Origin of the sequence: Dorea ammoniilytica (assembly GCF_025567415.1) — a bacterium.
GTDB lineage: Bacteria > Bacillota > Clostridia > Lachnospirales > Lachnospiraceae > Claveliimonas > Claveliimonas ammoniilytica.
The window spans coordinates 94,435-117,318 of the sequence record NZ_JAOQJV010000003.1 but is presented as its reverse complement, the minus strand read 5'-3'; the positions used below and the strand labels follow the sequence as shown (position 1 = coordinate 117,318).

13 protein-coding genes are annotated in these 22,884 nt (G+C 42.1%); 12 read left to right on the top strand and 1 reads right to left on the bottom strand.

Going from position 1 to position 22,884, the window contains the following annotated elements:
* Positions 1–6 precede the first annotated feature (6 nt).
* From OCV65_RS04210 to OCV65_RS04185, 6 genes are all read left to right on the top strand, one after another.
* On the top strand, positions 7–7,695 hold the full coding sequence (locus OCV65_RS04210) for a non-ribosomal peptide synthetase (protein ID WP_055057319.1): 7,689 nt from the start codon (positions 7–9) through the stop codon (positions 7,693–7,695).
* A gap of 101 nt (positions 7,696–7,796) precedes the next feature.
* Positions 7,797–8,918 (top strand): saccharopine dehydrogenase NADP-binding domain-containing protein, encoded by a 1,122-nt coding sequence (locus OCV65_RS04205; RefSeq protein ID WP_055057320.1) that lies wholly within the window; start codon positions 7,797–7,799, stop codon positions 8,916–8,918.
* Positions 8,915–9,163, top strand: a complete 249-nt coding sequence (locus OCV65_RS04200; RefSeq protein ID WP_055057321.1) for a phosphopantetheine-binding protein — start codon at positions 8,915–8,917, stop codon at positions 9,161–9,163. The genes OCV65_RS04205 and OCV65_RS04200 overlap by 4 nt, the downstream gene beginning before the upstream one ends.
* Before the next feature lie 36 nt (positions 9,164–9,199).
* On the top strand, positions 9,200–12,517 hold the full coding sequence (locus tag OCV65_RS04195) for a non-ribosomal peptide synthetase (protein WP_055057322.1): 3,318 nt from the start codon (positions 9,200–9,202) through the stop codon (positions 12,515–12,517).
* A gap of 14 nt (positions 12,518–12,531) precedes the next feature.
* Positions 12,532–13,284 carry a thioesterase II family protein gene (locus tag OCV65_RS04190; protein ID WP_055057323.1) on the top strand — a complete coding sequence of 251 codons (753 nt, stop codon included), beginning with the start codon at positions 12,532–12,534 and terminating at the stop codon, positions 13,282–13,284.
* A gap of 1 nt (position 13,285) precedes the next feature.
* Positions 13,286–14,779, top strand: coding sequence for an SDR family oxidoreductase (locus OCV65_RS04185; protein ID WP_055057324.1), 1,494 nt, complete (start codon positions 13,286–13,288; stop codon positions 14,777–14,779).
* Positions 14,780–14,905: 126 nt separating this feature from the next.
* On the opposite strand, the gene OCV65_RS04180 is transcribed toward OCV65_RS04185, so the two are convergent.
* A complete protein-coding gene (locus OCV65_RS04180) occupies positions 14,906–15,871 on the bottom strand; it encodes a helix-turn-helix transcriptional regulator (protein WP_055057350.1) in 966 nt (321 codons plus the stop codon).
* A 230-nt stretch (positions 15,872–16,101) separates the two neighbouring features.
* On the opposite strand from OCV65_RS04180, the gene OCV65_RS04175 reads away from it, so the two are divergent.
* From OCV65_RS04175 to OCV65_RS04150, 6 genes are read left to right on the top strand one after another with little or no spacing between them, the layout of a single operon-like run.
* Positions 16,102–16,683 (top strand): MptD family putative ECF transporter S component, encoded by a 582-nt coding sequence (locus tag OCV65_RS04175; protein ID WP_055057325.1) that lies wholly within the window; start codon positions 16,102–16,104, stop codon positions 16,681–16,683.
* Positions 16,683–17,420, top strand: coding sequence for an energy-coupling factor transporter transmembrane component T (locus tag OCV65_RS04170; protein WP_055057326.1), 738 nt, complete (start codon positions 16,683–16,685; stop codon positions 17,418–17,420). Before OCV65_RS04175 ends, OCV65_RS04170 begins: the two co-directional genes overlap by 1 nt.
* A 5-nt stretch (positions 17,421–17,425) precedes the next feature.
* A complete protein-coding gene (locus OCV65_RS04165) occupies positions 17,426–18,940 on the top strand; it encodes an ABC transporter ATP-binding protein (protein ID WP_055057327.1) in 1,515 nt (504 codons plus the stop codon).
* Positions 18,937–20,682 carry an ABC transporter ATP-binding protein gene (locus OCV65_RS04160; RefSeq protein WP_024720762.1) on the top strand — a complete coding sequence of 582 codons (1,746 nt, stop codon included), beginning with the start codon at positions 18,937–18,939 and terminating at the stop codon, positions 20,680–20,682. Before OCV65_RS04165 ends, OCV65_RS04160 begins: the two co-directional genes overlap by 4 nt.
* A gap of 14 nt (positions 20,683–20,696) precedes the next feature.
* On the top strand, positions 20,697–22,433 hold the full coding sequence (locus tag OCV65_RS04155; RefSeq protein ID WP_024720761.1) for an ABC transporter ATP-binding protein: 1,737 nt from the start codon (positions 20,697–20,699) through the stop codon (positions 22,431–22,433).
* Positions 22,434–22,444: 11 nt separating this feature from the next.
* Positions 22,445–22,825 (top strand): metal-dependent transcriptional regulator, encoded by a 381-nt coding sequence (locus OCV65_RS04150; RefSeq protein ID WP_024720760.1) that lies wholly within the window; start codon positions 22,445–22,447, stop codon positions 22,823–22,825.
* Positions 22,826–22,884: the final 59 nt, after the last annotated feature.

The window sequence follows — 22,884 nt, the reverse complement described above, 5'->3', positions numbered from 1 at the left end:
AGAATCATGGAATATATAGAGATAAAGGAACAGATCAAACAAAAGCTGCCGGTAGCCAGAGATTTGGGGGATTCCGAAAATCTGCTGGAGCTTGGGCTTTCATCCCTGACGATCATGCGTCTGGTAAACCAGTGGAGAAAACAGGGGGTTAAGGTTTCATTCGGTTCATTGATGGAAAATCCTACCCTTGAAGGCTGGTGGGCGCTGATCCAGCGCAGCATGAAGAAAAAAGCGGGCAAAAAACGGGCGCAAGAATCTAAGATAACGCCGGAAAAGGATATGAAACAGCCGTTTCCTTTAACAGACGTACAGTATGCATATTGGGTTGGCAGGGATGAAGAACAGGCTCTTGGAGGAATAGACTGTCATGCGTATTTAGAGTTTGATGGGGGAAATATAGATCCGGAGCGTCTGGAAAAAGCATGGAATGTGCTGCAGTATCATCATCCCATGCTGCGTGCCTGCTTTTTGGAAGATGGGACACAGAAAATCCTGGATAAGCCGTATTGTGAAAAAATAAAGGTTCATGATTTTTCACGGATGTCATCTGAGGAAGCAGAGGTAATGGCAGTATCTGTCAGAGAACGTTTATCCCATCGGAAGCTAAAGATCGAGGAAGGCGAAGTGGCAGGAATAGAGCTTACGCTTTTTCCTGAAAATAGGGCACGCATGCACGTGGATATGGCACTTTTGGTTGCCGATGTACAGAGTTTGCAGATCTTATTGAGGGATTTGGCGGCTGCCTATCGCGGAGAAAGCCTTCCGGCAGAATCAAAAGGGTGGAATTTTGCTTCTTATCTGGAACGGCAAAAAGAGGAAGATAAGGAAGAGAGAAACAATGCAGAAGGATACTGGAAAAAACGCTTGGAACATTTGCCGAAAGGGCCAGGCCTGCCACTGGCAAAACGGCCGCAGGAAGTGACAAAGACTGTATTCAACCGCAGGATTGTAAGGATTGGCAAGGAAGAGTGGGCTCATCTGCAAGTACGGGCAAAGGAATACCAGACAACTCCGGCAATGGTTCTTCTTACTGCATATGCGACGGTTTTGGAACGGTGGAGCAGGAATCATCGTTTCCTTATTAATATTCCATTGTTTAACCGGAAAACAGAGCAGCAGGGATTGGAAGACGTGATAGCAGATTTCACTACACTGTTATTGCTGGAGATTGACTGCGAAGGGAATCCGACGTTTGCAGAATTGCTAGACAGGATCCAGAAGCAGCTCCATGAGGATATGAAGTATACGGCATATTCTGGCGTGCAAGTCCAGAGAGACCTTGCACAGATGTATGGAGACGCATCGGCAGTGGCGCCGGTTGTTTTTGCCTGCAATCTGGGAACGCCGTTGGTAAATGATACGTTCCGGAAAGAACTGGGGCAGTTTTCCTATATGATTTCCCAAACGCCGCAGGTGTGGAATGACTTCCAGAGTTATGAAGATGAAAATGGCGTACAGCTTACATGGGACAGCGTGGATAAGTTATTCCCGGAGAATATGATCCCGGATATGCTGGAGTGTTTTGAGAATCTTCTGCATGAATTGGGAAAGAAGGACTGGAATCAGCGATTTGATGTGCTTCCTGAAAAAAGAAAAAGAGAAATTGAAGATACAGCGCGTACAGGAGTGCCGGAGCGTGTGGAATGCCTGCATTGGGCTGTTATGAACCATGCGGAAGTTTGCCCGGAAGATATTGCGCTTATTGATGCGGGAAGCGGAAGATCGGTTTCCTATGGGGAATTAAAAGCACGGGCGACAGCAGTGGCGGCAGGGATTTCAGAAAAGGATATTAAGGGAGTCCCAGTTGCACTTACCCTGCCGCGCGGGATAGAACAGATCGAGGCGGCATTAGGAATTTTGCTTTCCGGAAATTCATACCTTTCGGTCAGCTTAAGCCAGCCTAAAGATCGGAGAGCGTTAATCCATGAGAAGACGGGAGTCCGCTATGTGGTCACGAATCGGGAATTATCCGAAAAACTGGACTGGCCGGAAGGTACGGAAATCCTTGTGATGGAAGGTATGGAAGAGGGACAGGAAAATGTGAGACTGCCAGAGGTGTCGCCGAAGGACAGCGCCTATATCATCATGACGTCAGGCTCTACAGGTGTTCCGAAGGGTGTAGAGATTGCGCATGAAAGCGCATGGAATACGGTTCAGGATATTAATGAAAAGTACCATGTGACAAGTGCAGATCGGGCGCTGGCTGTATCAGCTATGGATTTTGACCTGTCGGTATATGATGTTTTTGGAATTTTAGGCGCAGGAGGAACATTGGTATTGCTTCCAGAGCAGGAGAGAAGGAATGCGGATTACTGGCTGGAACAAGTGTTGAAATATCAGATTACCGTTTGGAATTCAGTGCCGGTGCTTCTGGATATGCTTTTGATACGGGCGGAATCCATGAAACAGAAACTGCCGATCAGGGCGGTTATGCTTTCCGGAGATTGGATTGGGATGGATCTCCCGCAGAGGGTTGCGGCATGGACAGAGGATTGCCAGTTTGTCGCTATGGGAGGAGCTACAGAGGCAAGTATCTGGTCCAATTATCAGAATGTTACCCTGCCGATGCCGAAAAACTGGAAATCTATTCCTTATGGAAAGCCACTCAGATATCAGGCATATCGTGTTGTGGATGAGTATGGAAGGGATTGCCCTTACTGGGCAGAAGGCGAACTCTGGATTGGCGGTTTTGGTGTAGCAAAAGGATATAGGGGAGATTCTGCGCTTACGGGGCAGAAATTTATCACAGATCAGTATGGAAGATGGTATCGGACCGGAGATCTCGGAAGAATCTGGGATGATGAGACAATTGAATTTTTGGGAAGAAAAGACCATCAGGTAAAGATCCGCGGACACAGGATTGAATTGGGAGAAATTGAACATGCGATTCAGGAGTTTCCGGGTGTGGCTCATGCAGTTGTTGATACAGTTAGTGATGGTCATGGCAATAAAACGCTGGCTGCTTATATCGGAGCGCCGATACAGGAAGATTCTAAAGTTACAACGTATTTGTACGGCACAGATATCTTTGGCGGAGGCTGGAAAGAACTGAAGGATGATGTCAGCAATTGGCAGATGCAGCAGGAACGGAAGACAGCATACAAAAATTTCCTTGCCTATGCAGACCAGAGATGTGTACAGCTTATGCTGGAGACACTCATAGAGTTAGGCATTTTTGTATCAGAGAAGGAAGTTCTTTCGCAAAAGGAAATTTTTGAAAAAGGGAGCATTACGGAAACACAGAAGAATACTGTGGCAAGATGGTTGGAAATTTTAAAGAAGGAAGGAATCCTGAGAGAAGAGGACGGCAGACTATCGCGTACCGGGAAGGAAGTGGCTGTACCGGAAAAAGCTGGAGATGCGGAAACGTATTTTAAGAAACTGAAGCCGTATCTGAAGCATATGGTTACTGGGAATGAAGTTCCGCTGGACGTATTCTACCAGAAAGAGCCGGCTTTGGCTCCGAATATGCTGCTTCGGAGGATTCCGGGCTGCGAGGAAACAGTGGAAAGACTGGTGCAGGGATTAAGGCTTCTGGCAGAAGAACGCAGAAAAGAGCCACTCCAGATTATAGAAATTGGTACAAGGGACACTGCAATTACAAGACAGTTTTTGAATGCACTGGAAGATGTAAGCGTGGCTTATACATATGCGGATTCTTCAAAATATTTTCTGCAGGAAGCAGAGAAAGAACTTGCGGGATATGAGAGAGTCGAGTTTGAGATGCTGAATCTGGAAGAAGGCATGGATAAGCAGCAGATGTCCTTGCATAGTTATGACGTTGTGATATCGGTAAATGCTTTACATAGAAATATTGATGCTGCGGATGCGGTAAAGAAAGTAGCGGAATTACTGAAGCCAAACGGAATATTGCTGATGACTGACCTTGTGGTAAGGACATACCTTCAGGAACTTACAGCGGCTTTTTTGGAAAAGGGTTTTGCGGATATTCGGGACAAGAGAAAAGAAGCAGGGCTGGTTACCCCGGACTGCCTGCTGTGGAGAGAATGTTTATCAGAGGCAGGATTGGGCGAAGACTGTGCTGTGACAGAGAGATATGGAAGATGTATATGCTGCAGCAGACAGCAGGCGTCTGTCCTGTCCTATCATAATGGAGCACTAAGGGAATATCTGTCAGAAAAACTGCCGGAGTATATGGTTCCACAGAACTATCATTTCATGGAGCAGCTCCCAACATTGTCCAATGGGAAGATTAACAGGAAGCAATTGCGGGAAGATTTTAAAGAAGAAACTGCGGTTATCCGATTTTCAAAGGCAACGACAGAAACAGAAGAAAAGCTTTTAGATATCTGGAAACAATTATTTGGATATGAAAATATCGGAATTGAAGATAATTATTTTAGCCTTGGGGGAGACTCGCTGATTGCCACAAGGTTGATCTCGGAAGTACAGACAACCTTCGGCTGCAAAATAACGATCAGTACGATTTTTGAAAATCTGACCGTAAAATCTCTGGCAAAAGCTATTGAACAGTCCGAACAGAAAGAAGATACACTGCAGATCAAACCGAATCTGGAGGAAGCATATCATCCGTTCCCATTAACCGATGTGCAGTATGCTTACTGGCTTGGCAGAAGCGGATTGTATGAATTGGGAAATGTTGCAACGCACTGTTATTTTGAACTGGATGCAGACGGCCTTGATACTGAGTGCGCAGAGGCGGCATGGAATCTGTTGATACAGAGGCATGGGATGATGCGTGTTATTATCCAGCCGGATGGTATGCAGCGCATACTGGAGAATACTCCACAGTATCATATTGACGTGACGGATATCCGACAATTGGAAGTGACAGAAAAAGAAAAGGCATTGGATGAAAAACGGGCAGAGATGTCTCATCAGGTAATTCAGACAGATGAATGGCCTCTGTTTGATGTGCGAATCACTAAAATAGAGAACCAGAAGCATAGAATCCATATCAGTTTTGATAATATTATCTTTGATGGCTGGAGTATGTTCCATCTCTTAAATGAGTGGGCAGAAGTATATCGAAATGGAAAAGCGGAAATGCCGATTACTTTGTCTTTCCGGGATTACGTGCTGGGACTGGAGCAGATAAAGTCTACCTCTGCTTATGAGAAAGATAAAAAATATTGGGAAGACCGGGTGGAGACTTTTGCGGACGCACCGGATCTGCTGCTTGCAAAGAACGAAAGCCAGATTACAGAGCAGCGTTTCTGTCGCCGGAGCGCAAAACTGTCACAGAAAGAATGGCTGTCTGTAAAAGACGCGGCGGGAAGACTGGAGGTAACGCCTTCTGTTCTTTTGATGAGTGCTTATGCGGAGACTCTCCGCTTGTGGAGCAGTAATAAGGATTTTACACTTAATCTGACGCAGTTTGACCGGAAACAATTGCATCCGGAAGTGAACAATCTGGTTGGAGATTTTACAACACTGACATTGCTGGAGATAAAGAATGCAGGGAATAATTTTGCGGAAAGGACAAAGGCAATTCAGAAGCAGCTTACAGAAGATCTGGAGCATACAGCTTATGGCGCGGTTGAACTGGAGCGCGAATTAAAGAAAAAGACTGGAAATATGCGGGGCGCTATTATGCCGGTAGTGTTTACCAGTGGTCTTGGCGTGGAGCAGTGGAATGAAGGCAAGTGGCTTGGAAAACTGAATTATAACATTTCACAGACACCGCAGGTGTGGCTGGATCATCAGGTGGTTGAAATGGATGGCAGCTTATGCCTGTTCTGGGATTCTGTAGATGAATTGTTTTATCCGGGAATGCTGGATGAGATGTTCCGGGCATATACCGGCCTGCTTCATACGCTGGCAGTTCATCCGGAGATCATGCAGGAAAAAACGGCAAGTTTGGTAACAGCGGAAATTTCAGATAAACGGCGTCAGGCGAATGAAACGGCGATTGAATTTGAAGAGAAAACATTGGATGGATTATTTTTGGAGGCGACAGACAGATTCCCGGATAAGGAGGCGCTGGTAACGTGCAGCAGGCGGATGACATATAGGGAGATAAAAGAAGAGGCGTTTTACATTTCCGGGCAGTTGAAGAGCATGGGAATAAAAAAAGAAGAGACGGTAGCTGTATTTATGGAAAAAGGGTGGGAGCAGGTAGTTGCTGTTTATGGAATCATGTTTGCCGGAGCCGCATATCTTCCGATAGATATCCATAATCCGAGAGAACGAGTTGAAAAGATTCTCCGTGACAGTGGAACAAGAATCATTCTTGTGCAGAATCAGGCGGATGAGCAGGATACCGAATGGATGCACGAGTGGGATTGTATTCCTGTGTCGGGATTAAAAGGTAATTCTGAATACAAAGCACAGGAGAATAAGGTGGGAGATCTTGCGTATGTGATCTATACGTCGGGAACAACCGGGACGCCGAAAGGAGTAATGATTACCCACCATAATGCAGTTAATACAATACTGGATATCAATGCACGCTATCAGATTACTGAGCAGGATACTGCGTTTGGAATTTCTAATCTTCATTTTGACCTGTCTGTTTATGATGTTTTTGGCATTTTAGGCGCAGGCGGAAAATTGGTCCTTCCAGATCCGGAATATGGAAAAGATCCGGCACATTGGATTCAGTGGATGAATCAGGAGAACATTACCGTATGGAACAGCGTGCCAGCTTTTGTAGAAATGCTGGCTGAATATGAGGAATATCAAAGACAGGTAACTTCACAATCACTGAGGTTGGTAATGATGAGTGGCGACTGGGTTCCGGTGTCACTTCCGGGGAGAATCCGTAATCTGTTCCAGAATGTTGAGATTGTTGCTCTTGGAGGTGCAACAGAAGGCAGTATCTGGTCCAATCATTTCGAGATCCCAGAGGTCGTGCCGGAAGATTGGAAGAGTATTCTGTATGGGAAACCGCTTGCAAACCAGAAGTATTATGTTCTGGATCAGAATATGGAAGATTGCCCTGACTGGATACCGGGAACGCTTTATATTGCCGGAGATGGCGTCGCGCAGGGATATTTAAACGATAAAGAAAAAACAGAGGAAAAATTTGTTGTCTTAGATAGAACTGGGGAACGGTTGTATTGTACAGGGGATATGGGACGGTACTGGAATGACGGTAATATTGAATTTCTTGGAAGACTGGATAATCAGGTGAAAATCAATGGGTATAGGGTAGAGTTGGGCGAAATTGAAGCTGCGATTAATAGATTTGTTGGCATAAGACAAAGTAAGGTTGTGTGTGTTGATAAGAAAAATTTAATAGCTTTCTATTGCGAAAACGAGCAGGTGGACAGAGATAGATTAAAAAAATATCTAAAAAAAGTATTACCGTTATACATGGTTCCAATAAAGTTTGAAAAAATAAACATCTTACCACAAAGCAAGAACGGAAAGATAGATGTAGGAAATTTATATAAGCGCGCACTTGCTATATCAAAAGACAAGCATATAAAAAGCAAAAAGGAGCCTATAACAGCTGAAGAAAGGAAATTGGCAATAATTTGGCAGAGGGTTTTGGAAGGCGAAAATGTGTCTGTGTACGATAATTTCTTTAGCTGTGGTGGAAATTCATTAAAAGCAATTCAATTGGTTAATGAGATTAATAAAGACTTTCAAAAGCAAATTGCTATAAACGAATTGTTTGAAAATTCGACAATAGAAAAATTGGCAAAACTATTAACAACATCGACTGATGAGCTAGAAAGCGATGAGCAAGAAGAAGGTTTTTTATAATAATAGAGAATCTTACTTTTGGGAATAAAAGAAAAAATGTTACTCCTAAAAGTAAGAGACTTTCTTCGAATATTGGACATATTAGAATGGGAGGCAGATTTATGAGCTTAAATACAATTGGAATTTTGGGTTGTGGAGGGCATATAGGGAAATACGCGACTGAAAAGTTGCTAAGATTGGGTTTTCAAGTTTTGGGTGCACAAAGAAATAGTGTTACATATTTTGATGATTATAAGAATTATTCATTTACAAATATTGATGTAATGGATAAGGGACAGCTAGATGGTTTTGTTGAGAAATGCGATATAGTTATCAATTGCATAAGTCCTTCCCATTTATATGGGAAAATCGTTAAAGACGCCGTATGCAAGAAAGATAAGATATATATCGATCCTTCTGATATGAGTTTTGAGCAAGAGGAAAGAAATGTAACTGGAAAATGTGTAACATCTTGTGGATATATTCCTGGTATTTCCGAATTTTTACCATATATCGTTGCACATAAACAGTTCGATAAAATAAGAAGAACTGTTATATATCAGGGTGGTTTTGATGGTTGTTCACCAGGAGCATTTGTTGATATGATTCTGGGCGCTGCGAATAAGAACCTTTTTGGAGATTCTTATATTTTACATGGGAATATATGCCCTTTGTCAATAAATATTAAAAAGACATATGAAACTCCCTTCTCAAAAAATAAAGTTATTTTTAAGCCACTTATAAATAGAGATACAATTAGATTACAGAAAAAAATTGGTTCGGATCAGCAATATTTCTTTTGTGCATATGACAATATGGAAACACTTCGCTTTTTTATGAAACTGCTTATTGAAGGATCAAGGTATGAATCTAATGTTGCTGCTGAAAATATTAAGCGAAAATTATACGAGAGAATAGAGCAGGATGAAACTTTTGGGAAGGAGGAAGTAGGTGCATATTTATTTTTTGAATTAATTGGAGAAAAATCAGGATATGAAAAATGTATATCGGGGAAATTATTTTTAAAAAATGTGAATAGGTTGTGTGGTAATTTTTTGGGTGAAGTTGTGAAAGAAATTGCTATGAGTCCGGGAAAGGTATTATCAGGGTTAAACTATGGATTTGAAATTTTGAATCCAGAATATTTAGAGAAAATTTCAACTGAATTGGAAAATGGAGAATATATGAAAATTAATGAGATACCAATAAAAAATAAGATAGCTATTGAAGAGTTTATAAGATGAATTTAAGAGGAGAAAAAATGGAAAGAATAATGCAAGAAATATGGAAAGAAGTTTTGAAACTTCAGAAAATGCCGTCAATTGGAGATTCATTTTTTGATTTAGGGGGCAATTCTTTTTTGGCAGTTCAAGTTATAGCTATTTTAGAAGAAAAATATGGAAAGACAATAGATATTATTGCATTTTATGAGTGCGAAACTATAGAGAATTTAGTTGCCAGAATCGAGAATAAGGAATCGTTGGACTAAAGACATCCCAATAAATAAAATAGAATTGGAGAAAAAATGAAAACAGAGAAATTGATATTAAATTATCAAAGAAGAGGAATTAAATTATCGGTCAGTGATAATAAATTACATTTTTCTGCACCTCAAAATATACTTACTGATGAGGATAAAGACATTTTAAAGAAAAATAAGAAAGAAATTATAAAATTTCTATTAGATCACACAGAAAGTGAAATCATTGTTGACGAAGAAGATAAATATGAAAAGTTTCCTTTAACTGACATTCAATTATCATATTTAGTCGGACAGGATAATGTTTATAAATTTGGTGGGACAAACTGCAAAATTTATACGGAAATAGAATATGAGCAAATAGAGTTGAACAAAGCACAATATGCGTGGGAGCAGGTTATTAAATATAATGATATGCTGCACGCTGTTATTAATCAAGAGGGAACACAAGAAATATTATCATCATATACAGTGCCACAAATAGTATTTTCGGATTTGTCAGATATGGAAAATGCAGAAGTTATTATTGCCCAAAAAAGGGAAAGTTTAACCAAAAAGCAATATCGCGTAGGCACTTGGCCTTTATTTGATGTTGAGATAACAAAATTGAAAAACAAATATATTTTACATATTTCATTAGATATGCTTGTTGCTGATTTTGTAAGCATAAATGTTATTTTGAATGAATTTGAAGAAGTATATTATAACGGTAAACTTTCATTTAAACAACAGTTATCATTTAGAGATATTGTACTATACAAGGAAAGCCTGAAAAAAACAGTAAATGGGAAGAAAAAATACGAGGAGGATAAAAAGTATTGGGAAAAAAGGATTCCTAGATTGTCAGAAGTACCAGAATTCCCAGTGGTAGAACAGCAGGAAAAAGAAGTCCTTTTTACACAATATAAATTTTTCCTTGAATCAGATGAATATGAAAAGTTATGTGATTTGGCAAAGAACTTTCAGCTTACCACTTCAAGCTTAATATTAACAGCGTATGCAGAGGCATTGAGAAAAATTTCAAAAAACCAAAGTTTTTGCATCGACGTTACGATGGTTGATCGCCCTCCATTTCATCCGAGTATTGACAGAGTTATAGGGGATTTTACAACTGCTAATATTTTGGAAGTTGAAGATCTTGATTATACAAATTATTTTGAAAAAGCCAAAAAAATTCAATATAGATTATGGGAAGATTTAAGCCATAATTCTTTTTCTAGCAAAGAAGTTTTAAGGGAAATGGGAAAACGAATAAAAAAGGAGATTACAGTTCCGGCAGTATATACAAGTACACTTGGGGCAGTTAAGTATAGTAATCAACGAAAAGGAAAAATCCTTTATACGATTAGTCAGACACCTCAAGTCCTTATAGATTGTCAGGTTTTAGAATTGGAAAAAGGAGTTCGTTTAAATTGGGATGTGCGTTTAGGCGTGTTCCCGAAAGGATTAATAGAAGAAGCTTTTGAAAGTTTCCGTGAATTAATATATAGGATTATTGATAATAATACTTTGGATATTTCGTTAGAATCAATCTTACCAAAAGCTGTTAGAAAAATCAGATGTGTTACTAATAATACGAGGAAAGAATTTGAAACTAAATATTTGCATGAAGGTTTTTTTGAAACTTTAGAATGTTGTCAAGAGAACAAAGCCCTTTATTCAAATGGGAAATATTATTCATATAAAGAACTTTCGTATTATGTTGATACAATAATTGAAGTTCTTGAATCTGAGGATGTATTTAAAGGGGATATTGTCGCGGTAGCAGTATCTAAGGGAGTTTGGCAGATTGCAGCAGTTCTTGGCATATTGTCAAAAGGAGCGGTTTACCTTCCTTTGGACATTCATCAACCATCAGAAAGGGTCGATAAAATTATAAAAAGTGCTCACGTGAAATGTTGTATACTTGAAGAAGATAATTTTATAAGCCATGATTTAACAAAAAAGTTGAATATACGAGATATTAAGAGGAAAGAGAGGTCTGGCAATGATTATAAACAGATAAACATAGATATAGAAGCACCAGCATACGTGATTTTTACATCAGGAAGTACAGGAAATCCTAAAGGAGTAATTATTTCTCATAGTGCTGCAACTAATACTATATTGGACATTAACAATAAGTTTAAAATTAACTCCGATGACAGGATTTTGAATATTTCTAATCTGAGTTTTGATTTGTCTGTGTATGATATTTTTGGAACTTTTTTTGCTGGTGCAGAACTGGTTCAGGTGAATGAGGAGCAGGCGAAAGATCCTGCACATTGGTATGATCTTCTGAAACATGAAAATATAAGTGTGTTTAATGGGGTTCCAGGACAGATGAAAATGCTAACTATGTTTTTGAAAGGGAAGGAAAAACCTATATTAGATGCAGTAAGGCTTATATTACTTTCTGGAGACTGGATACCTGTAGATTTACCGAAGGAGATTAGCAAGTACTTTCCAAATGCTGAAATTGTAAGTTTAGGAGGAGCAACTGAGGCTGCAATATGGTCTATATATTATCCGATTAATATAAAGCAAAATTATATTCGAAGCATTCCTTACGGAAAGCCATTGGCTAATCAAAGGTTTTATATATTAAATGAAAAGGGAGAAGAGACGTTAGACTGGATTTCTGGGGATATTTATATTGCCGGAAAAGGGTTGGCAATTGGATACTTGGGAGATCCGGAATTGACAGAGAAAAAATTTATATATTCGAGGCAGTTGAAAGAACGCTTATATAAAACAGGAGACATCGGGAGATACATGCCAGATGGAACTATTGAATTTCAAGGACGATCTGATTTCCAAGTAAAAATACGTGGACATCGGGTTGAACTGGGCGAAATTGAAATGGCAATAGTAGAGATATTGCATCCTAAAGATTTGAAAGTAATAACTGTAAATAATAATGATGTAATTTCTGTATGTATGTTTGCTGTTTTGGAAAATGAAAGTGATGCGCTCTCTAAAGAAGAATTAGGAAAATATTTATCCGAAAAAATTCCACAGTATATGATCCCGGTATATTGTGAATATCTTAGTGAAATTCCATTAACGGTAAACGGGAAAATTGATATCAAGGTTCTTACGTCAAGAGCAATTGAAGGAATGAAGAAGAGCAGAAGTAGAGGGAAATCTGAACAAAAATTATCAGAAACAGAGGAGAATATATACAAAGTTTGGTGTGAGCTATTCAATACAACGGATATTTCAGTTGATGAAGATTTCTTTGAATGTGGTGGAGACTCTATTCTTGTTGTAAAACTTCTCACAGAACTTGAAACTAGATATCAGTATAAAATGTCGTTAATGGATGTTTATTCATCACCCACAATATATAAGATGGCAGAATGCATAACAAACCAGCAATAATATAGGAGGAACGTATGTACGATAATAAATGGATAGCGCATGGTAGAATGTCAGAAGAGAATAAAATTAATTTATTATGTTTTTCTTATCCAGGAGGGAGTGCAAGTAATTTTGCTACTTGGAAGAAATTAATAGATTCAAGAATAAATTTGCTCCCTATATTATATCCAGAAAGGGAACTTAGAAAAAATGATCCAATGGAAGAGAATTTCGAGTTGTTTGTAGATGATTTTATAAACGAAAATAAGGAACTCTTTTCTGTTCCATATGCTTTTTTTGGGTATTGTGGAGGGGCGGTTTTGGCTTATGAAATTTCTGCAAAAGTGAAAAAGGTATATGATAGAGAACCTATAGCAGGCTTTATAGCTTCGAGCGAGTCCCCAGAATATTTAAAAGGTTCTATTTTGGAGTTTCCTGCAGAAGGAACAAGAGAAGATGTAATTGAATATTTATTGAGATTGGAAATGTTTGATGAGGCTATTGTTAAAAATAAAGTGTTTTTAGATTATTATATTCCTATGTTAAGAGCAGATTGTAATATGCTTGCTACTTATCAATATAGATCGCACGAAAGAATGTCTTGTGATTTTGATATATGGTATGGAAAGGAAGACAAAAATATTCATCGTGAAAAAATAGAAAAATGGAGAGAATGTACCAATGGAAATGTAAAAATAGAAGAAATGGCTGGAGGACACTTTTTTGTAGATATAGAAAAACAGTGTATATGTGAAATGATAAATCAGAAATTATTGGAGGTTCAATAATATGGACGAGAAAAGAAAAGAACAGTTTTATCAGAATATTGTGTATGATGCTTGGAAAGATACACTTCAAGATAATACATTTGATATTGATGATAATTTCTTTGATCTAGGAGGAAGTTCTTTACAGGCGATTGCCATTATAAGTAAATTGAGCGAGCGTTTTGAAGTGGATATACCACAATTTTTTGCCAATCCAACAATCAGAAACATTGCAGCTAATTTAAAAGAAGATGCAAACATAATGTTAAGAAAATTTGAACAGACTTTTGCGTTCAAACAGTTAAAAGAAATTAATGAAACAGAGAAGCGAGAATATCAAAAGAAATATGCAAAAGTAAATAATGTAAAGAAAGAAGACGATAAATATAAAGATGTATTATTGCTAGGAGCAACGGGTTTTTTGGGCATATATCTTTTGCACCAATTGTTACTAGAAAGCGTGGCAACCATTACTCTTTTAATCCGTGCAGATTCTATGCGTCAAGCTCAAAATAGAATAAAGAAGCATTATGAATACTATTTTGGAAATGGAAGTTATGATCAATATTCACATCGGATAAAAATAATTATAGGTGATTTGACATTAGATATGTTTGGGTTAACAGAAAATGAATATAAAGAATTAGCAAATCATATAGAAGCTATCATTAATTCGGCTGCCCTAGTTAAACATATGGGTAAAAATTCGGAGTTTGAATTAATCAATGTTAAAATTGTTGAAAATATAGTAGATTTTGCAAAAAATGGTATAAATAAAGATATCCACCATATGTCTACAATAGGAATTGTATACGGAGCTAATATGGAAAAAAGTAAAACAATTTTTACAGAATATGATGAAAGCACTTTAGATGGGTTGGAAAATCAGTATTTACGCTCTAAAGTAAAAGCGGAAAAGGTATTAAAGAATGCTAAAAATCAAGGGGTTCAAAGCAGTATATATCGTATGAGTGGTATTCTGTTTGATTCAAAAACGGGAAAATATCAAATAAATGTAAATGAAAGTTCTGCCTATATTTATTACCGTAATTTGTATAGATTACGAATAGTACCGTCTGAAATTCAAAGAAAAATGGATATTTCATGTGTGGATAAAATTAGTGAAGCTGTTGTAAAGTTGATTTTGTCGGACGATAGATCTAATGATGTATATCATGTTATAAATCCTAACGGTCTTACAATTAAGGAAATTCTAAATTGTTTCAAGGACTGTGAAAATAACAAAGATATTATTATGAAAGAGTTATCGGTGGAAGAAATTTATAATTATTATAAGAAAACAGATACAAAAGAACAGGAATTATTTAAACAACTGGTTTTTGAGTGTGAAATAGTGAATGATATTGGAAAGTGTGACCTAAATATAGGGGGTGACAGAACAATATTTATATTGGAACAATTGGGGTTTAAATGGGAGAAAGTGGGTAGAGAAGAGATAATCCGTGCATATCATGCGATTAGAGAGTCAAAAAAGAGTGGTAAAAAACAATATTAAAAAACGATATACGATTTTGAACTGAATAAAGAGAATAAAATTATAACGATTGTTATCTATGGAGCCACCAGTCTAGTCGACAAGTGGCTCTAAGAATTGAATAATCAGTTAAAAAGTATAATATTTTCAAGATTTATCTAAGTTTTTTAAACGCCGGTATTCCAAAGGCGATAAACCAAATCGTTTCTTAAATACTGCTGCAAATTTCCCCTGATTGGAATATCCGACCTGTTCAGAAATCTCAGCGATCGGACGCTTCGTATTTGACAAAAGTTCGGCAGCTGTATCCATGCGGATTTCACGCAGCCAGGTTGAAATGTTCTGACCATATACTCCTCGGAAATAGTTTTTCAGGCTCGTTTCACTAACGGAAAACCGTTCGGCTATCTGGCTTATGGGGATATGTTTGTGCAAATCTTCACTGATAATCTGTGCAGCCCTCTTTGCAATTTCAACCTGAGTTTCTGTATAGAAGCCGCAGGTTTTGGACGGGTGGATCTCCATGCAGAGAAGCTCGTGCAGCAGTTCAAGCGTATAGATCCGCAGGTAAAAAGGAGAAGGGTTTTCTGAAAGAGACCAGAGTTTTTGAAAAACCGCTGTTAGGTCATGGTCCGCTTCATTGATATAGGTCTTTCTTTTTCTGCAATAGAGTTCTTCTAATTGGGCGGGGTCAATATCAAAAGTCTCCATGATCTGTCCGCTGGATTGCGAAAGCAGCGCAAGGTCAAAATATATCTTTATCCCCTGATACTTGCCTGTGGGGAAAATGTATTCTTTTTGTGCGGTCTGTTCGCTGACACAAAAATCATTTTCTTTCAGATAGATATAGCTGCCGTCATCTAAGAGCAGCTCACTCCTTCCAGAAATGCAATAATTGATCAGCAACGGCCTTAAATCAGAGTTTTCGTCAGACTCCGGCCATGCGGGAGCATTCACAAAAATAAACGCAACCGTCAGGCCGGGGAAAAGAGTATAGAATGTCATGCGCCCTTTTCCAGTGGCTTGGTCTAATAGTAATTCTCTGCTGTTTGGGGTATTTTTTAAAGCCACTCCTGAAATCGAGTGGCTGTTCTCTAAAATGCTGTCTATCATATCCCGCAATGGTATCCTCCCCTTTCGTCCTGTTATGGTTCCAAATTTGTTGAAATTATTATAAGCGTATTTTTGTGTCTGGTCAATCCAATACCCGGACAGACAGAAAAACTCGTTGCTATTTGGGCTTAAAACACCGAAACGGGCATAGAAGCAATTCCAGATGTGTGCTACTATTATAAATGGTTAGCTAAGTCTAATCAATAGAAAGCAATCGAGGAGGTTTCGCAATGAACAACAAATTGCAGGGCAAGGACTTAATCAACATCGGTATTTTTACGGCAATCTATTTTATTGTCATTTTTGCAGCGGCATCCATCGGGTTTATCCCGATCTTCATCCCACTCATCAGTGTGATCGTCCCGCTGGTCGGAGGCATCCCCATGATGCTGTTTTTCTCTAAAATCAAGAAGTTTGGGATGCTGACTATCTGCGGCGTGCTGTTGGGAATTATTATGCTGCTGACAGGCATGGGTTATTGGTGCATCCCCACTGGCTTGATCTTTGGGTTGATTGCCGATTTCATGCTGAAGGCTTGTGATTACAAAAATGCAAAGCGCGAAGTGCTGACGCATGGCGTTTTTTCCATGTGGGTCATCGGCGCATTTATTCCCATCGTAGTAACCCGCGACGCTTACTATCAGAGCCTTCTTCCCGGCTATGGCAAGGAATATGCCGATACGCTCATGGCTTATATGCCGGACTGGATTCTGCCGATCCTGCTGGCGGCGTCCTTTGTCAGCGGGATTGTGGGCGGCCTGATCGGGCAGAAGATTTTCAGGAAGCACTTTGAACGGGCGGGAATCGTATAATGAGCCGCGAACTTCTTGCAAGCCAGAAAAGCAACAGCGGGATCATACTTGACCCACGGACAAAGCTGGCGGTACTGATTACCATAGCCGTTTTTATCCTGGGCGGTTCGTATGAGGGTATCATGCAGTATTACATAATCGTACTTGCTGCGATTCCGCTGCTGCTTCTGCTGGCGGCAAAAAAATGGAAAGATTCAGTCCTCTACATCCTGATTTTTGGCGGTAGCCTGTGCCTGAAAATGTTTGGACTGTCACGGCTGACCGGCGTTCTCAATTATATTGCGGTTGCCGTTGTCGGCATACTGCTGCGGTTTACGCCCGGCATAGTAATGGGATATTTTGTTGTCACCACGACAACAGTGAGCGAATTTGTGGCGGCTATGGAACGGATCCATCTTCCAAAGCAGATCACAATCCCCATGTCCGTGATGTTTCGGTTTTTCCCGACAGTCGCGGAGGAATGGAGCGCGATTGGGGACGCCATGCGGATGCGCGGCGTCCGTTTTGGCGGTGGCAAAGCAGGCACGATCCTGGAATACCGCATGGTTCCCATGATGATATGCTCGGTAAAGATCGGGGAAGAACTTTCTGCCGCTGCCCTTACCAGAGGTTTGGGCGGTCCTGTAAAACGGACAAATATCTGCAAGTTAGGGTTTCATGTGCAGGATGTGATTCTGCTGCTGATTTGTATCGGTGCATTTGCCGCACAGATTTATGTGCTGGTTGCAAGGGGGTGAATATCATGATCGAATGTCAGAATGTGTCGTTTTCCTATCCGGCCAGTGGGATTCCTGGCAATGATACGCAGACTGGAGGGGCATTACAGAATATTTCCTGTACGATTGAGGATGGTTCTTTTGTCCTGCTTTGCGGACCCTCCGGCTGTGGAAAAACTACGATGACACGTTTGCTGAATGGCCTGATTCCCCATTACCATGAAGGGAATTTTACCGGTTCTGTCCGGTTGGACGGAAAGGATACCCGCGAATTATCACTGTTTGATATTTCATTGAAGGTAGGCTCTGTATTCCAAAATCCCCGTTCCCAGTTCTTCAATGTGGATACGACCAGCGAGCTGGCCTTTGGGCCGGAAAATCACGGGATGCCGGAGGAAATTGTACGGGAACGGGTAAACCGTGTGGCAGGGCAGTTAAAACTGGAGCCGTTGCTTGACAGGAGCATTTTCTCCCTATCCGGTGGGGAAAAGCAAAAAATCGCCTGCGGCTCGGCTGCGGCGGTTGATCCCCGGATTTATGTTTTGGACGAACCATCATCCAATCTGGATACCTACGCCATATCCGATTTCCGGCAGCTCCTTTCCATCCTGAAAGCACAGGGAAAAACGATTATTATATCGGAACACAGGCTCTATTATCTGTCCGGTTTATTTGACCGCGTTCTATACTTGAAAGACGGGGAAATCCAGGGCGATTATTCGGCGAAGGAATTTACGGGCCTGTCTGCAAAACAGCGGGATGAAATGGGACTTCGTCCTTTATCACTGGACGGGTTGAAAGAGATAACGGGACCGGTTTCGCACAGATCGGATTCATCTTGGATGCTATCCAATATTTCATTTTCTTATAAACATGAGCCGGAAATCCTGCATATTCCAGAAGCGGTCTTTCCGGTTGGCAAGGCAACTGCGGTGATCGGGCATAATGGGGCTGGGAAGTCAACCCTTTCCCGGTGTCTGTGCGGATTGGAAAAGCGGTGCCGGGGCTTGGTACAGGATCAGGAAAGGGCGTATTCCCAAAAAGAAAGGCTCCGGCTGTGTTATATGGTCATGCAGGACGTAAATCATCAGCTTTTTACAGAAAGCGTCCTGGATGAAATCCTGTTGAGCATGAGAGATGAGGACAAAGAAAAAGCAGAACAGATTCTGGATGGAATGGATTTATTGCCATACAAGGACTGCCATCCAATGAGCTTATCCGGCGGGCAGAAGCAGCGCGTTGCGGTTGCCTCTGCGATTACATCGGAGAGGCCCCTTGTATTATTTGATGAGCCGACCAGCGGCCTTGACCTCCTGCACATGAGGCAGGTTGCAAAGGTTGTCAATCAGGTAACGGATACAGGGAGGACTGCTGTTGTGGTAACGCATGATCCGGAATTTATCCTGCGGTGCTGCGAATTTGTCCTTCATTTGGAAAACGGACAGGTTCAGGAGAGCTATTCCATAGAGGACAGCGATGGCAGGAACCGTCTGCTGAAATTCTTCCTGAACGATATGGAGAAGGAGGTGTCCATGAAATGAAAGAAGAAAAGAAAGCGTCGCCAATAAGTGTTTTATTGGGCTGGGGCAAACCGTATCACGGGAAATTCATCGGCAGCGTCGTCCTTGCGGTTTTGGGCGTTGCCTGTCAGATGGTGCCTTATTTCTGTGTGGCGCATATCGTCACAATGATGTTGGACGGGGAGCAGGATTTTTCCCGTTATGTGACAGCTTGCATGGTCGCACTTTGCGGATACCTGGGGAAAGTGCTGTTTTCCAGTCTGTCAACGACTATTTCCCATACAGCGGCCTATTACACGCTGCGGGATATCCGGGAGAGGCTGACAGGGAAACTGGCCCGCGTTCCGATGGGGACGATCCTGGATACTCCGTCCGGTCAGTATAAAACAACGATTGTTGACCGGGTGGAAGGGATGGAATCCACGTTTGCACATCTCATCCCGGAGATGACCGCAAACATCCTGGTTCCGGTGGTAATTGTCGTGTATCTTTTCATTATGGACTGGCGCATGGCGCTGTTGTCCCTTGTTACGCTGGTAGTCGGTCTTGCCGTAATGTCTGTCGGTATGATGAGTTACCCAAAGAAATGGGAGGGCGCGGTCAAAGCCGGGAAAGATATGGCGAATGCCATTGTGGAATATATCGGCGGGATTGAAGTCGTCAAGGCGTTCAGCCAGTCAGCCGGTTCCTACAAGAAATATTCGGACGCCGTGAATTACAATGCGAATTACTATGTGGAATGGATGCGGGAAAACCAGAAAACCATGAGTGCCTACAATGCGATCCTTCCCTCAGTGCTGATCTGTGTGCTGCCCTGTGGGTTTGCCTTCTGGCTGTCCGACAGCCTGGAATTATCTGCGTTCCTCTCCATTGTGATTTTCTCCCTGGGGCTTGTGGGACCGATCATGTCCGTCTTTACCTTTACGGATGACCTGGCTGTACTGGGAACCAATGTGGAGGAAATCAGCCAGCTATTGAACGCGGAAGAACTGAACCATAAAGATACGCCGGTAAATCTGGCAGATACCAGTATCGGACTCGACCATGTTTCCTTTTCCTATGATGGGGAAACTGAGGTGCTGCATGATGTGAGCCTTTCCATTCAGCCGGGAACCATGACCGCCCTTGTAGGACCGTCCGGTTCCGGAAAATCTACCGTGGCGAAGCTGATCGCTGGGTATTGGGATGTTACGTCCGGTAGTATTACCCTGGGCGGCCATGAACTGAAGGAGATACCGCTGTCTGAAATTGTCGCCCAGATTTCCTATGTATCGCAGGATAATTACCTGTTTAACCGCAGCATCCGGGAAAATATCCGCATGGGCAGGCCGGACGCCACAGATGCGGAGGTGGAGCAGGCAGCAAAACAAAGTGGCTGTAACACCTTTATCCGCAAGTTGGATCAAGGGTATGATACCGTTGTCGGCAGCGCCGGTTCCCATCTTTCCGGCGGTGAGCGACAGAGAATCGCCATTGCCCGCGCCATGCTGAAGGACGCCCCTGTGGTCATTTTGGACGAGGCGACAGCATATATCGATCCAGAGAATGAGGCAGTTGTGCAGAAAGCAATCTCTGCCCTGACAGTGGGTAAAACGCTGATCGTGATTGCCCATCGCCTGTCTACCATTATCGGTGCGGACAATATTGTGGTGGTCAAGGATGGAACTATCCATGCCCGGGGAACGCATGATAAGTTACTGGAAACCTGTCCCCTTTACCGGGATATGTGGCAGGCGCATATCGGCGCAAAGGATCATATGTAAGGGGGTGTTGTCAAATGTATGGAACATTGAAAAAAATTTTTGCGTTTGCTGGCAGCAAAGAGGGACTGCTGAAAAAATCCCTGCTGTTTGCGTTCCTCTCCGGCCTGTTTGCGGCTTTACAGTTTGCCGCCCTCTTTATCGTGGTGGAGGCGTTGGTATCCGATAACCGGGACAGCCGGTTTATCTGGATTTCTTTGGGCATCATGGCTGTTTCCCTGGTTGGAAGGATCATCACGACCTATTTCTCCACGATGGAGCAGACGGAAACCGGCTACTGTATGGTGGCGGAAAAGCGTATCCACATCGGAGACCGGCTGCGTTACATCCCGATGGGATATTTTAACAAGAACAGTATCGGGAACATTACCGCTATCGTTACCACCACGTTAGGGGATGTGGAAAATTCGGCGGCGCGTGTGCTGGTATCTGTGTTGGGCGGATTTTTCAATTCGGTGGCGCTTGTCATCGTTTTGGTGGTTTTTGACTGGCGGATCGGTCTGATTGCCGCAGTCGGCGTCCTGCTTTATCTTGCAGCGGCGGAACTGGCGCTCCGCAAATCTGAGCGCTTAAGCGGAGTGCGGCAGCATACACAGGAAAGCCTTGTGGAATCCGTCCTGGAGTATATCCAGGGGATGGGGATCGTGAAAGCCTTCGGTATGGAGAAGGACAGCACACAGTCCATTGACAGCGCAATCAAGGCAAGCTGCCGGGACAATTTGAAACTGACAAAAGCCAGTGTCCCCTATGATGCCCTGAAACAGGTTGTTGTCCGGGTGTTCAGTGTTTTGCTGCTCCTGGCCTCCATTTACTTCTGGCTGAACGGTTCCCTGTCATTGGCCTATGGCGTGATTTTGGTGATCGCTTCCTTTATGGTGTTCAATGATCTGGAAAACGCCGGAAACATGGCCTCCCTGCTGCAAATGCTGGCGGCTTCTATGGATACGGCAAACTCTATTGACGATACGCCGGTCATGGATGAAAAGGGCGCAGATGTGGTTCCGGCATCCTCGGAAATTATATTTGATAATGTGGACTTTTCCTATGCAGACCGAAAAATTCTGGATCATGTCAGCTTTACGATCCCTGCCGGAACGACCACTGCCATTGTCGGCCCGTCCGGTTCTGGCAAGACGACTATGTGCAACCTGATTGCCCGATTTTGGGATGTAGACGCCGGGAGAATTACGGTTGGCGGCAAAGATGTCCGGGATTTTAAACTGGACAGCCTGATGAAGAATATCGGCATGGTATTTCAGAACGTGTATCTGTTTGCCGATTCGATTGAGAACAACATCAAATTCGGCTGCCCGGATGCCACGCACGAACAGGTGGTAGAGGCGGCGAAAAAGGCTTGCTGCCATGAATTTATTTCCGCCCTGACCGACGGGTATGATACGGTGATCGGGGAAGGCGGAGGAACCCTGTCCGGTGGTGAGAAGCAGCGTATTTCCATTGCCCGCGCCATATTGAAAGACGCCCCGATTATCATTCTGGATGAAGCCACAAGCAGCGTTGACCCGGAAAATGAAGAAGAATTGCAGCGGGCGATTGCGGAATTGACGCACGACAAGACTATTATTATGATCGCCCACCGCCTGAAAACCGTCCGGGGTGCGGATCAGATATTGGTATTGGATGATTCCCATATCGTTCAGCGCGGCACTCATGCAGAACTGATCCAGCAGAAGGGTCTGTATGCGGACTTCGTATCCGAAAGGCAGGAAGCTATCGGCTGGAAACTGGCACAGTAAAGGAGGCGGCAATGAAGATTTATGCGTCGGGCGAGGATTATTTGGAAGCAGTCCTTGTATTGCAAAAGGAAAAAGGCATGGTTCGCTCCGTTGACCTTGCCCGACACATGGGATTCAGTAAACCGAGTATCAGCCATGCAGTAGGTGTGTTAAAGAATGGCGGTTTTCTGACCGTGGATGAAGATGGATATCTCCATCTGACCGAAGACGGGCGGGAGGTTGCTGAGAAAATTTATGAACGGCATCAGTTCTTTACGGAGCAGCTTGTAGCTGTCGGGGTTGATCGGGAAACCGCAGAAAGGGATGCCTGTCGGATAGAACATGCAATCAGCGAAGAGACTTTTCAGAAATTGAAAGCTTCGGTTGAAAAACAGAGCAATGATACAGCATAACTTGAATGAATTATTTAGCACAGAAATTTGCATCTAATCAACAGATATTATCTATATAT